General features: G+C 72.1%; 10 protein-coding genes. 6 read left to right on the top strand and 4 right to left on the bottom strand.

Annotated features, from left to right (window positions below; genetic code table 11):
- Positions 1–429, top strand: a complete 429-nt coding sequence (gene arfB / locus KG102_RS13070) for an alternative ribosome rescue aminoacyl-tRNA hydrolase ArfB (RefSeq protein WP_208212111.1) — start codon at positions 1–3, stop codon at positions 427–429.
- A 45-nt stretch (positions 430–474) separates the two neighbouring features.
- Here arfB and KG102_RS13075 read toward each other — a convergent pair whose 3' ends face one another.
- Positions 475–1,344 (bottom strand): SURF1 family protein, encoded by an 870-nt coding sequence (locus KG102_RS13075; RefSeq protein ID WP_249667322.1) that lies wholly within the window; start codon positions 1,342–1,344, stop codon positions 475–477.
- Between the two features lie 289 nt (positions 1,345–1,633).
- On the opposite strand from KG102_RS13075, the gene KG102_RS13080 reads away from it, so the two are divergent.
- From KG102_RS13080 to KG102_RS13090, 3 genes are all read left to right on the top strand, one after another.
- On the top strand, positions 1,634–4,111 hold the full coding sequence (locus KG102_RS13080) for a phosphoketolase family protein (protein WP_208212112.1): 2,478 nt from the start codon (positions 1,634–1,636) through the stop codon (positions 4,109–4,111).
- A gap of 73 nt (positions 4,112–4,184) precedes the next feature.
- Positions 4,185–6,257 carry a phosphate acetyltransferase gene (pta, locus tag KG102_RS13085; protein ID WP_208212114.1) on the top strand — a complete coding sequence of 691 codons (2,073 nt, stop codon included), beginning with the start codon at positions 4,185–4,187 and terminating at the stop codon, positions 6,255–6,257.
- Complete coding sequence (locus KG102_RS13090) at positions 6,254–7,549, top strand: acetate/propionate family kinase (protein WP_208288442.1); 1,296 nt, start codon at positions 6,254–6,256, stop codon at positions 7,547–7,549. The genes pta and KG102_RS13090 overlap by 4 nt, the downstream gene beginning before the upstream one ends.
- Positions 7,550–7,612: 63 nt before the next feature.
- Here KG102_RS13090 and KG102_RS13095 read toward each other — a convergent pair whose 3' ends face one another.
- Both KG102_RS13095 and KG102_RS13100 read right to left on the bottom strand, forming a co-directional pair.
- Complete coding sequence (locus KG102_RS13095) at positions 7,613–9,244, bottom strand: succinic semialdehyde dehydrogenase (protein WP_208288440.1); 1,632 nt, start codon at positions 9,242–9,244, stop codon at positions 7,613–7,615.
- 151 nt (positions 9,245–9,395) lie between these two features.
- Positions 9,396–10,520, bottom strand: coding sequence for a GuaB3 family IMP dehydrogenase-related protein (locus tag KG102_RS13100; RefSeq protein WP_208212120.1), 1,125 nt, complete (start codon positions 10,518–10,520; stop codon positions 9,396–9,398).
- A 128-nt stretch (positions 10,521–10,648) separates the two neighbouring features.
- On the opposite strand from KG102_RS13100, the gene KG102_RS13105 reads away from it, so the two are divergent.
- Positions 10,649–11,368, top strand: coding sequence for an exonuclease domain-containing protein (locus KG102_RS13105; RefSeq protein ID WP_208288438.1), 720 nt, complete (start codon positions 10,649–10,651; stop codon positions 11,366–11,368).
- A 123-nt stretch (positions 11,369–11,491) separates the two neighbouring features.
- Positions 11,492–13,066, top strand: coding sequence for a helix-turn-helix domain-containing protein (locus KG102_RS13110; protein WP_208212124.1), 1,575 nt, complete (start codon positions 11,492–11,494; stop codon positions 13,064–13,066).
- Positions 13,067–13,108: 42 nt separating this feature from the next.
- Here KG102_RS13110 and KG102_RS13115 read toward each other — a convergent pair whose 3' ends face one another.
- Positions 13,109–13,456, bottom strand: a complete 348-nt coding sequence (locus tag KG102_RS13115; RefSeq protein ID WP_249667323.1) for a MazG nucleotide pyrophosphohydrolase domain-containing protein — start codon at positions 13,454–13,456, stop codon at positions 13,109–13,111.
- Between the last annotated feature and the right edge of the window lie 80 nt (positions 13,457–13,536).

A 13,536-nucleotide genomic window follows, 5' to 3' on the forward strand; every position in this document is an offset into this window, starting at 1 on the left:
ATGACCGACGCCCTGGTGCTGCGCGGAGGTGTCGTCGTCCCCGACGACGCCCTCGCGTGGCGCTTCTCCCGGTCCGGCGGCCCCGGCGGCCAGTCCGTGAACACCACCGACTCCAAGGTGGAGCTCTCGGTGGACCTGAGCCGGGTGACCTGGACCAGCGACACCCAGCAGGACCGGGTGCTGTCCCGGCTCGCAGGCCGGCTGCGCGGCGGGGTGCTGACCGTGAGCGCGTCGGAGTACCGCTCGCAGCTGCGCAACCGCGAGGCCGCGCTCACGCGCGTCCGCGCGCTGCTCGACGACGCCCTCGCTCCCCCGGGTCCGGTCCGCCGCGCCACGCGACCGAGCCGGGGCTCGCAGGTGCGCCGAGTGCAGGGCGAGCAGAAGCGCCGCGCGGTCAAGCAGCTGCGCCGCCGCCCACCGCCGGCCTGACCGCGGACGTGGTCGCGCCCGCCGCCTGCTCAGGCTGCCGCCTGCTCAGGCCGCCGGCTGCTCCTCCGCGGCGACCTCCGGCTCGGGTCCCGCGCCGCGCGCCTCGTCGCGGACCATCCGCAGCCACAGCAGCACCGCGAATCCGCCGAAGATCCACCACTGCGCGGCGTAGGCGAGGTTCTGGATGTTCAGCCCCGTCCCGGGCTTGGTCGGCGGGTCGAGCAGCGCCGGCCCTCCCGGCGCCGGCTCCGGTGTCGAGAGCACCAGGTAGCCCGTGTAGATGGGGCCGCCCCAGGAGTTGAGCAGCTCGGCGGAGCTGATGGCGTCGGTCTGCCCGTCCCGCACACCCGCACCCGCCTGCTCGGACGCCTGCAGGTACCCGGTGACGTCGACCGACCCGGCCGGCGGCGCGTCCGCGTCGGCCGGTGTGGCCACCCAGCCCCGCACGACCGGGAGCACCGCCCCGTCAGGGGTCCGCAGCGGCGTGAGCACGAGCAGGCCGGTCGTGCCGTCGTGCGCGCGACCGGTCACCAGCAGCTGCCCGGTGGCGTCGTAGCTGCCCGAGACCGCGACCTTGCGGCCGACGAGGTCGCCGACGAAGGTCGTCTGCGGTTCCAGCACGTCGTCGATCGGCACGGCGGGCGCGGCGGCGAGCTCCGCGGCGTGGCGCTCCGCGGTCGCGGCACCGTGCACCTGCGCACGGTCCAGCTGCCACGCTCCGAGACGCGCGCACAGGGCCGCTGCGGTCAGCAGGACGACGAGCAGGAGCAGCATGCGCGGCCGGACGGCCGCCCGCAGGAGCGTGGTGGGCGGCCTGCGCTCGGCCTGCTCCCACACGGGAGGCGGGGCGTCGTCGGCCGTCCCGGAGCCCGCGGCGCGCTCGTGCGCGACGGCGGCGGGGCTCTGCTCGGTCACGCTTCACGGTACCTCGAAGGACCGGTGGAACCGGCACCGCCGACACCGGTACGGAGGCCGGTGCGCGGGCCGGCACACGCCTCTGACCTGCGCACCGACCCGACGTCCGCGCCACCGGCCGTTTGCCGTGCGTTGGGCCACACCTCCTGCGCGCGCGCACGGAGTGCGGTTGTATGGCATCAGGCCCGCGCAGTGGCAGAGGACCAAGGTCCCCCGCCTGCGGTGGCGCCCGGCGCCAGGCTGACACCCGGCCGGCGCCTTCGCTGGAACGACGACTGGGGAGCGCGGGATGAGCACCACGACGCCGGCACGCAGCACGTGGCAGACCGGGAGCGGGGTCACGATCGACGACGCGACCCTGGCGCGTCTCGACCAGTGGTGGCGGGCCGCGAACTACCTGTCGGTCGGGCAGATCTACCTGCTGGCCAACCCGCTGCTGCGCGAACCCCTCACGCGCGACGACGTCAAGCCGCGGCTGCTCGGGCACTGGGGCACCACCCCGGGCCTCAACTTCCTGTACGCCCACTTGAACCGCGCGATCGCGGAGCGCCAGCAGTCGACGATCTACATCACCGGACCCGGGCACGGCGGCCCCGGCCTCGTCGCCAGCGCGTACCTGGACGGGACGTACTCGGAGTACTACTCGGACATCACCGAGGACACCGAGGGCATCCGGCGCCTGTTCCGGCAGTTCTCGTTCCCCGGTGGCATCCCCAGCCACGTGGCCCCCGAGACCCCGGGGTCCATCCACGAGGGCGGCGAGCTCGGCTACGCGCTGAGCCACGCCTACGGCGCCGCGTTCGACAACCCGGACCTGCTGGTGGCGGCCGTCATCGGCGACGGCGAGGCCGAGACGGGCCCGCTGGCCACGAGCTGGCACTCGAACAAGTTCGTGAACGTGGAGAACGACGGGGTGGTGCTGCCGATCCTGCACCTCAACGGGTACAAGATCGCGAACCCGACCGTGCTCGCGCGGATCCCCGACGAGGAGCTCGAGTCCCTCATGGTCGGGTACGGCCACAAGCCGCACATGTTCGTGGCCGGGTTCGACGACGAGTCGCACGTGGACATCCACCGCCGGTTCGCGATCCTGCTGGACGAGGTGCTCGACGAGATCGCGGAGATCAAGCGCAGCGCCCACGCCGGCAACGAGCAGCGCCCGCAGTGGCCGATGATCGTGTTCCGGACGCCGAAGGGCTGGACCGGGCCCGACTACATCGACGGCAAGAAGACCACGGGGTCGTGGCGTGCGCACCAGGTGCCGCTGGCCAACGCGCGGGACACCCCGGAGCACCTCGACGTCCTGCGGCAGTGGCTCGAGTCGTACCGTGTGAACGAGCTGTTCGACGAGACGGGCCGGCTGCACGACGACATCCGGTCGCTCGCGCCGAAGGGCGCGCTGCGGATGAGCGACAACCCGCACGCCAACGGCGGCCTCCTGCTGCGGGACCTGCGCCTGCCGGACTTCCGGGAGTACGCGGTCGACGTGCCGGTGCCCGGCGGCTCGATCAGCGAGGCGCCCCGCGTGCTGGGCGACTGGCTGACGGACGTCATCCGGCTGAACCCCGACAACTTCCGCATCTTCGGACCGGACGAGACGGCGTCGAACCGCCTGCAGTCGGTGTTCCAGGCCACCGACAAGCAGTGGAACGCCGAGTTCTTCGGCGACGACGTGGACGACCACCTGGCTCGTGCGGGACGCGTGCTGGAGATGCTCAGCGAGCACCAGTGCCAGGGCTGGCTCGAGGGCTACCTGCTGACCGGCCGGCACGGGATGTTCAACTGCTACGAGGCGTTCATCCACATCATCGACTCGATGTTCAACCAGCACGCCAAGTGGTTGAAGGTCACCGACGACATCCCGTGGCGCCGCCCGATCGCGAGCCTGAACTACCTGCTGTCCAGCCACGTGTGGCGCCAGGACCACAACGGCTTCAGCCACCAGGACCCCGGGTTCATCGACCACGTGGTGAACAAGAAGGCTTCCGTCGTGCGGGTCTACCTGCCGCCGGACGCCAACACGCTGCTCTCGACCTACGACCACTGCCTGCGCAGCCGTCAGTACGTCAACGTCGTGGTCGCGGGCAAGCAGCCGGCACCGAACTTCCTGACGATGGACCAGGCGGTCGCGCACTGCACGCGCGGCCTGGGCATCTGGGACTGGGCGGGCTCGGAGGTGCCCGGCGAGAAGCCGGACGTGGTCCTCGGCGCGGCCGGTGACGTGCCGACGCTCGAGGTGCTCGCCGCGGCGGACATCCTGCGCCGGGAGCTGCCGGACCTGAAGGTCCGCGTCATCAACGTCGTCGACCTCATGCGCCTGCAGGACTCGCGCGAGCACCCGCACGGTCTGTCCGACGCCCAGTTCGACGGGCTCTTCACGTCGGACCGGCCGGTGATCTTCGCGTACCACGGGTACCCGTGGCTCATCCACCGGCTCACCTACCGCCGGAACGGCCACAGCAACATCCACGTGCGCGGGTACAAGGAGGAGGGCACCACCACCACACCGTTCGACATGGTCATGCTCAACGACCTGGACCGGTTCCACCTGGTGATCGACGTCATCGACAACGTGCCGTCGCTCGGGAGCACGCAGGCCGGCCTGCGCCAGAAGATGGTCGACGAGCGCCTGCGCGCCCGCGAGTACACCCGGGCGTTCGGCGACGACCTGCCCGAGGTCCGAGACTGGGTGTGGCCCGACGCCGCGGATGCCGCGGACGAGAGCCAGGTGGCCGCCACCCTGTCGACCGGCGGCGACAACGAGTAGCACCCCGTCCCCCGTGGGGCTGACACCGACGTCGGCCCCGCGGTTCCGTACCACCGTTCAGGAGACGCCCACAGTGGCCCGCAGCATCTATGTCACCTCCCCCGAGGGAGATTCCGGTAAGTCCATGGTCGCGTTGGGGCTGGTGGACCTGCTGGCCCGCACCGTCCAGCGCGTGGGGGTGTTCCGTCCGGTCGCGCGGTCCACGGAGGTGCGCGACTACGTCCTCGAGCTGCTGCTCGGCCACGACGGCGTCGACCTGACGTACGAGGAGTGCGTGGGGGTCACCTACCAGCAGGTGCTCGACGACCCGGAGGCCGCTCTCTCCCAGATCGTGACCCGCTACCACGACGTCGAGCGGCGCTGCGACGCCGTCGTGGTCGTCGGCACCGACTACACCGACGTCGCAGGACCCACCGAGCTGGCGTACAACGCGCGGATCGCGGCGAACCTCGGGGCCCCGGTCGTGCTCGTCATCAACGGCGGCCAGCGCAAGCCGGGCGTCGTCGCCCAGGTGGCCGACGTCGTGGTCACCGAGATGCACGCCAACCACGCCCAGGTGGTGTCGATCGTCGCCAACCGCTGCGCACCGGGCACGGTGAGCAGCGTCCGCGACGCCCTGCGCTCCAGCACCGGCCTGCCGTCGTGGGCCGTGCCGGAGAACCCGCTGCTCACGGCCCCGACGGTCCGCCAGCTCTCGGAGGCGGTGCGCGGCACGCTGCTGTCCGGCGACGAGAGCCTGCTGGCGCGCGAGGTGCTCGACGTGATCGTGGGCGCGATGTCCGTGGAGCACCTGCTGGGCAAGCTGACCGACGGTGCGGTGGTGATCACGCCGGGCGACCGGTCCGACGTGCTGCTCGGCCTGCTCATGGCCCACCAGGCGGAGGGCTTCCCCTCGCTCGCGGGCATCATCCTCAACGGCGGGTTCCGCCCGGCGCCGTTGATCGCCAGGCTGGTCAACGGGCTGGGGAGCAGGCTGCCCATCCTGACGACCGAGCTGGGCACGTTCCGCTCGGCGAGCGCCGTCGCGGACACGCACGGCCACCTGAACGCGGACTCGCAGCGCAAGGTGGACACCGCGCTGTCGCTGTTCGAGCAGCACGTCGACGGGGCCGCGCTGCTGGCCGCCCTGGACGTCGAGCGGCCCGAGGTCATCACGCCGCTGATGTTCGAGTTCACCCTGCTGGACCGGGCCCGCGCGGACCGCAAGCACGTCGTGCTGCCCGAGGGCAGCGACGACCGGATCCTGCGGGCCGCGTCCACGCTCCTGCAGCGCGGGGTCGCCGACATCACGATCCTCGGCGAGGAGCCTGCCATCCGCGCCCGCGCGACCGAGCTCGGCCTCGACCTCGACGCGGCGGCCATCATCGACCCCCACGACCCCGAGATGCTCGAGCGGTTCGCCGTCGAGTACACCGAGATGCGCAAGCACAAGGGCATGACGGTCGAGCGCGCGCGCGAGATCGTCTCGTCGGTCTCCTACTTCGGCACGATGATGGTCCAGCTGGGCCTTGCCGACGGCATGGTCTCCGGCGCGGCGCACACCACCGCGCACACCATCAAGCCGTCGTTCGAGATCATCAAGACCACGCCCGGGGTCTCCAGCGTGTCGAGCGCGTTCCTCATGTGCCTGGAGGACCGGGTGCTGGTCTACGCCGACTGCGCGGTCATCCCCGACCCGACGGCCGAGCAGCTGGCCGACATCGCGATCTCGTCGGCCGGCACCGCGGCGCAGTTCGGCATCGAGCCCCGCATCGCGATGCTCTCCTACTCGACCGGCGCCTCCGGCACGGGTGCGGACGTGGAGAAGGTCCGTGCCGCGACCGCCCTGGTCCGCGAGCGCCGGCCCGACCTGTCCGTGGAGGGCCCCATCCAGTACGACGCGGCCGTGGACGCCTCGGTCGCCCAGACCAAGATGCCCGACTCGGCGGTCGCCGGCCGCGCGACGGTGTTCGTCTTCCCGGACCTGAACACCGGCAACAACACCTACAAGGCGGTCCAGCGCTCCGCCGGCGCCGTCGCCATCGGCCCCGTCCTGCAGGGTCTGCGCAAGCCGGTCAACGACCTGTCGCGCGGCGCCTCGGTGCAGGACATCGTCAACACCGTCGCGATCACCGCGATCCAGGCCCAGACAGAGGACCCCGCATGACCCCGCTCAGCCAGCCCAGTCCCAGCTCCGCGTTCGGAGCGCACGGCAGCGTGCTCGTCGTGAACTCGGGCTCGTCGTCCATCAAGTACCAGCTGGTCAACCCCGTGGGGGGCGAGGCGATCGCGTCCGGCATCGTCGAGCGGATCGGCGAGGAGCAGGGTTCCCTGCGGCACACGTTCGGCGGCCTGACCACGCGTCGCACCAACCCGATCGCCGACCACTCCGAGGGGCTGCGGGCGGTGCTCGCGATGTTCGAGGAGATCGGCCCGGACCTCGCGCAGGCGCACGTCGTCGCGGTCGGCCACCGCGTGGTGCACGGGGGGGCCGTGTTCGGCTCCCCCGTGATCGTCGACGACGAGGTCATCAAGCAGATCGACCAGATCTCGCCCCTCGCGCCGCTGCACAACCCACCCAACCTCGTCGGCATCCAGGTCGCGCGCGAGCTGCTGCCGGACGTGCCGCACGTCGTCGTGTTCGACACGGCGTTCTTCCGCACCCTGCCCGAGGCCGCCGCCACGTACGCGATCGACCGCGAGGTCGCCGCGGAGCACGGCGTGCGGCGGTACGGGTTCCACGGGACGTCGCACCACTACGTGTCCGGCAAGGTGGCGCGCGTGCTGGGCCGGCGCGTCGAGGAGCTCAACCAGATCGTGCTGCACCTGGGCAACGGCGCGTCGGCGTCGGCGGTCCGCGGCGGGGTCGCCGTGGAGACGTCGATGGGCATGACGCCGCTGGAAGGGCTCGTCATGGGCACCCGGTCGGGTGACATCGACCCGGCCGTGCTCATCCACCTGCAGCGCAACGCCGGCCTGTCGGTCGACGAGGTCGACGACCTGCTGAACCGCCGCTCGGGGCTCAAAGGGCTGTCCGGCGAGAACGACTTCCGCGAGCTGCACGAGCTGGTCGCGGCGGGCGACGAGGACGCGACCCTCGCGCTCGACGTCTACCTGCACCGGCTGCGCAAGTACATCGGCGCGTACCACGCGGTGCTCGGGCGGGTCGACGTGATCACGTTCACGGCGGGCGTCGGCGAGAACGACGACATCGTCCGCGCCCGCGCGCTCGAAGGGCTGGAGTCCCTCGGCATCGCGGTGGACCCCGCGCGCAACGAGGGCCGCAAGAAGGAGCCGACGATCATCTCGCCTGACTGGTGCAGCACGCTGGTCATGGTGGTGCCGACGAACGAGGAGCTCGCCATCGCGCGGCAGGCGGTCGCCACGATCGAGGCCGCCGGCTTCGAGGGCAGCAGCGACGAGTCCGACCCGGCACCGGCCGCCGCGGGCCACGCCTGAGCCCTGCGCTGGGTCCGATGAGCCGGCCCCGAGGGTGCTCCCTCGCGGCCGGCTCGCGGCGTCCTACGGCAGCCGAAGGGTCTTCATGGCACGCAGCACCTCGGTGTAGACGCGCGGCCACGTCTCGGTGCCCAGGTCGAACAGGCGGTGCAGGCCGACGCCCGGGCCGCCGAGCACCCCGTGCGCGCCACGCTGCACCGCGACCGTCTGCGTGCGGGTGGTGGCCCACAGACCCTCGCGGCCGTGCCGGTGGCCGATCCCGGACGCACCGATGCCTCCCTGCGGTGCGGCGACCGAGCCCCAGGTGGCCACGTACCCCTCGTTGACGTTGACGGTGCCGGCGCGGACGCGTTGTGCCAGGGCCGCGCCGCGTCGTGTGTCGGCGGTCCAGATGCTCGCGTTGAGCCCGCGGTCGCTGTCGTTCATGGCTGCGACGGCCTCGTCGTCGGACGCCACCCGGTAGACCGCGACGACCGGGCCGAACGTCTCCTCGCGGGCCAGCCGCGCCTCGTTCGGCACGTCGGCCAGGATCGTCGGCTCGTAGAACCACGGTCCGAGGTCCGAGCGGTGCTCCCCGCCCGCCAGCACCGTCGCCCCGTGCCCGACGGCATCCTCGACGTGCTCCACGACGGTGGCCAGCTGCGCCGCCGACGTCAGCGACCCGATGTCCGAGCGGTAGTCCAGGCCCGAGCCCAGCCGCAGCGCGCGGGTGCGGCGGACGAACGCGGCGGTGAACGCGTCGGCCACGTCCTCGTGCACGTAGATCCGCTCGATGCTCACGCAGACCTGCCCGGCGCCGACGAAGCAGGCCCGCACGGCGCCCTCGGCCGCGACCTCGACGTCCACGTCCTCGGCCACGTACATCGGGTTCTTGCCGCCGAGCTCGAGGGTCGCCGGCACCAGCCGCTCCCCCGCCCGGGCGGCGACGACACGGCCGGTCTGCGTGGACCCGGTGAAGCTGACGTGGTCGACGTGCTCGACGACCGCGGCCCCGACCGTCGACCCGTCCCCCACCACCACCTGCAGGAGCCCGGCCGGCAGACCCGCCTCCTCGAGCAGCTCAGCGGCCCACAGCGACGTCAGGGACGTCTGCAGGTCCGGACGCAGCACGACGGCGTTCCCGGCGACCAGGGCGGGCAGCACGTCCCCCAGCGTGAGCGTCAGCGGGAAGTTCCAGGGGGCGATGACGCCGACCACGCCGACGGGGTGCCGGAGCACCCGCGTCGAGGTCAGGACCGGGAGGAGACCGGGCACGCGGCGCGGCGCCAGGTAGCGGCCGGCGCGGGCGGCGTAGTGCCGGGCGACCAGCGCGATGTCGCACACCTCCTCGAACGCCGAGACCCGGGCCTTGCCGGACTCCAGCTGGATGAGGTCGAGCACCTCGGTCTGCCGCTCGAGCACCAGGTCGTGCACGCGGGAGAGCACCGCGGTCCGGTCCCGCATCGGGCGCGCGGCCCACAGCCGGTGCGCCGCCCGTGCGTCCTTCGCCGCGCGCGCCACGTCGTCCGGTGTGGACAGCGGGATCGCGGCGATCGGGCTCCCGGTGAACGGCGCGTGCGAGGTGAAGGTCCCGGCGCCGGGGGACGTGACCACACGCCGCAGGAGCGGGCGTAGGTCGTCCGGCTCGAGCACGTACGTGGCGAGCGGATCGGTCTCGGGGTCGTGGAGCTCGATGTGTCCGGGGTCGTGCGCCATACGGCGACCCTACGCGCGGGCGCGGTCGAATCGCCCACACGCACGTCGCCGTGGTGGGGCGCGTGTCGCACGCGGGACGACAGCCGCCCGGCACTCCCTGGGGAGCGTCCGGGCGGCTGGGTCGCGCTGCTACGTCGGGCGGCCGGCTGGGTCAGTGCGGCTGGTACGGGCTGACGACGACCTCGACGCGCTGGAACTCCTTGAGGTCGGAGTAGCCCGTGGTGGCCATCGCGCGGCGCAGCGCCCCGACGAGGTTGAGCGTGCCGTCGGCGGTGTGGCCCGGGCCGAACAGGATCTGCTCGAGCGAACCGGCGGTACCGACCTCCACGCGCTCACCGCGCGGCAGCTCCGGGTGGTGCGCCTCGGGCCCCCAGTGCCACCCGCGGCCCGGCGCCTCGGTCGCCCGGGCCAGGGCGGCGCCGAGCATGACGGCATCCGCGCCGCACGCGACGGCCTTGACCAGGTCGCCGGAGCGACCCACCCCGCCGTCGGCGATCACGTGCACGTACCGGCCGCCGGACTCGTCGAGGTAGTCCCGTCGCGCGGCGGCGACGTCGGCGACCGCCGATGCCATCGGCGCGTGGATGCCCAGGGACACCCGGGTGGTGTGGGCGGCGCCGCCGCCGAAGCCGACGAGCACCCCCGCCGCGCCGGTGCGCATCAGGTGCAGCGCGGCCGTGTAGGTCGACGCGCCGCCGACGATGACGGGCACGTCCAGCTCGTAGATGAACCGCTTGAGGTTCAGCGGCTCGGCGCGACCGGAGACGTGCTCGGCCGACACGGTGGTGCCGCGGATGACGAAGAGGTCGACACCCGCGTCCACCACGGTCCGCCAGAACTCGTTGGTGCGCTGCGGCGACAGGGCGCCGGCCACGGTGACCCCCGCCGCACGGATCTCCTTGAGGCGGGCGGTGATGAGCTCGGGCTGGATCGGCGCGGCGTAGATCTCCTGCATGCGTGCCGTGGCGCGCGCGCTGTCGAACGTGGCGACCTCGTCGAGCAGCGGTGCCGGGTCCTCGTAGCGCGTCCACAGCCCTTCGAGGTCGAGGACACCCAGGCCGCCTGCCCGCCCCAGGGCGACCGCCGTGTCCGGGCTCATCACCGAGTCCATGGGCGCCGCGATGATCGGCAGGTCGAAGTGGTAGGCGTCGATCTGCCATCCGACCGAGACCTCCTTGGGATCCCGCGTCCGCCGCGACGGGACGACGGCGATGTCGTCGAAGGAATATGCCCGGCGTCCGCGCTTGCCACGGCCGATCTCGATCTCGTTGCTCACCCCGCAAGGCTACCGGGGGTGGGGGCCGGACCGGATACGGCGGCACGCTGGCCGTCCTCCCCGTTCGTGTCGGTGGCCGGTGCGATCCTGGCGACGAACGGAACCATGCAGGACGAGAGCGGGACACGATGAGCTGGACGGACGGGCCACTGCTCGGCTTCGACACCGAGACCACGGGTGTGGACGTGGCCAACGACCGCATCGTCACCGCCGCGCTGGTGCGTCGCGACGCCTCCGGAACGCACGTGCGCAGCTGGCTCATCAACTCGGGCATCGAGATCCCGCAGGCCGCCGCCGCGATCCACGGTGTCAGCACGGAGCACGCCCGCGACCACGGTCGCCCGCCGCGCGAGGCGCTCGAGGAGATCGCATCCGACCTGGCGGAGGCCTTCCGCGGGGGCGTCCCGGTCGTGGCGTACAACGCCGCCTTCGACCTGTGCCTGCTCGATGCAGAGCTGCGGCGGCACGGCCTCAAGACCCTGCCGGACCGGCTCTGCGGCGACGCCCGACCGGTCATCGACCCGCTCGTGCTGGACCGCGCCGAGGACCGGCTCCGGCACGGGAAGCGCAAGCTCGTCGACCTGTGCGGCTACTACGAGGTGGTGGAGTCGGGCGCGCTGCACACCGCCGACGTCGACGTGGTCGCCACGCTCGACGTGCTGGAGCGCATCGTCGGACGCTTCCCCCACCTGGCCACGCTCGACCTCGACACGCTGCACGAGTACCAGTCCACCGCCCACCAGGCATGGGCGGAGGGCTTCAACGCGTGGCGCGCCGAGCAGGGTTTCGACGGGCCCGGCGCCTCCGATGTCTGGCCCGCGCCGGAGCCGGTGGGCACCCTCTGGTGAGATGCTCGTCATATCGCGGCTGAGTTCGCGCACCCGTGCCGAGCCGACTCTGACGCCGATCTGACCGATTCGATTCCAACAAGACCCCTGGCGTTATCTCATATATGAGATACCGTCATCGGCATGACCACGACGATTCCCCTGGTTCCGACCTCCACCGGAGCCGTGCCGACCATCGCGGACCCGCTCGCGCACGTCGGCTCACTCGTCCGTTCCGCACGGCAGCACCGCGGAATGACCCAGGCGCAGCTCGCAGAGCGCCTCGCCACCAGCCAGTCGGCGATCCACCGCATCGAGCAGGGCGCCCAGAACGTCAGCCTGGAGATGCTCACCCGCATCGGCGCCGCCCTCGACTCCCCCATCGTCACGCTCGGCGGTCCGCAGCGCACCCACCTCCGGGTGCAGGGCGGTCAGACCCTGAGCGGACGCATCGACGTCAACACCAGCAAGAACGGCGCCGTCGCACTCCTGTGCGCGTCGCTGCTCAACCGGGGCACCACCCGGCTGCGCAACGTCGCCCGCATCGTCGAGGTGGACCGGATCGTCGAGGTGCTGCGCTCCGTCGGGGTGCGCGCCACCTGGTCGACGGACGGCCGTGACGTCGAGATCGTCGTCCCCGAGCACCTCGAGCTGGACGCCATCGACGTCGACGCCGCACGCCGCACGCGGTCGATCATCATGTTCCTGGGTCCTCTCCTGGGGCTCGAGGACGAGTTCCGGCTGCCCTACGCCGGCGGCTGCGACCTCGGCACGCGCACGGTCGAGCCCCACCTCATCGGCCTGCGCCCCTTCGGCCTGGACGTGACGGCGACGGCCGGCGACTACCACGGTCTCGTGACCCGCGGCGGTGCGGAGAACCTGACGATCGTCCTGACCGAGCGCGGCGACACCGTGACCGAGAACGTCATCATGGCCGCGGCTCGCCGCGACGGCGTGACCACCATCCGCAACGCGAGCCCGAACTACATGGTCCAGGACCTGTGCTTCTACCTCGAGCTGCTGGGCGTGCGCATCGACGGCATCGGCACCACGACCCTGCGCGTGCACGGCCTCGCGGAGATCGACGCCGACGTGGAGTACGCGGTCTCGGAGGACCCGGTGGAGGCGATGAGCCTGCTCACCGCCGGCATCGTCACCGGCTCGCAGATCACGGTCGGCCGCGTGCCGATCGAGTTCATGGAGATCGAGCTGGCGACCCTGGCCGAGATGGGGCTGCGTTACACGCTCTCCGAGGAGTACGCCGCCGCCAACGGCCGCAGCCGGCTCGTGGACGTCACCGTCCACCCCAGCGAGCTGCGCGCGCCGATCGACAAGATCCACCCGATGCCGTTCCCCGGGCTGAACATCGACAACCTGCCGTTCTTCGTCGCGATCGCCGCGTGCGCCGAGGGTTCGACGCTGGTGCACGACTGGGTCTACGAGGGCCGCGCGATCCACCTGACCGACCTCACGCGGCTCGGTGCCGACGTCCGGCTCCTCGACGCGCACCGGTTGCAGGTCAGCGGCCCGACGCGCTGGTCCGGTGCCGAGGTGTCGTGCCCTCCGGCGCTGCGCCCCGCCGTCGTCATCCTGCTCGGGATGCTCGCCGCCAAGGGCACCTCGGTGCTGCGCGACGTCGACATCATCGCGCGCGGGTACGAGCAGCTGCAGGAGCGGCTGGTCGAGCTGGGCGCTCGCATCGAGACCTTCCGCGACTGACCGCTCCTTCGATCAGCAACCCGGAATCCCCCTGACCCTCGGTCAGGGGGATTCCGGGTTGCTGGGCGCTGCGCCGTCGCGGGCCAGGTGGGCGCCGAGCTCTGCCATGGTCCGGTCGAAAGCCGCCTCCAGGTCGACGCCGTAGGTGTCGGCCAGCGACATCACCGACCAGAGGCAATCGGCCAGCTCGTGCGCGAGAGCCTGATCGAGGTCCTCGCGTGGTCGCACGCCCGCCTTCCCCTGCACGAGCTTCGCCAGGTCCCCGACGTCGCCGAGGAAGCCGAGCATGAGCTCCTCGTCGTTCCAGCGGCGCCCGTACCGCGCGGTCTCCCGCGCCGCGTAGGCGCCTCGGACCGCACGCGCCTTCTCCTGCATCTCCCGGAACTCCACGCGCCCAGTATCGAGGTGCCGATGCGTCGAAGGGCGCGAAAGCGCGAGTCCCGGCAGCGCGTGCACGCACCATCCGCCCG

Origin of the sequence: Cellulomonas fengjieae (genome assembly GCF_018388465.1) — a bacterium.
In the GTDB taxonomy this organism is placed as follows: Bacteria; Actinomycetota; Actinomycetes; order Actinomycetales; family Cellulomonadaceae; genus Cellulomonas; species Cellulomonas fengjieae.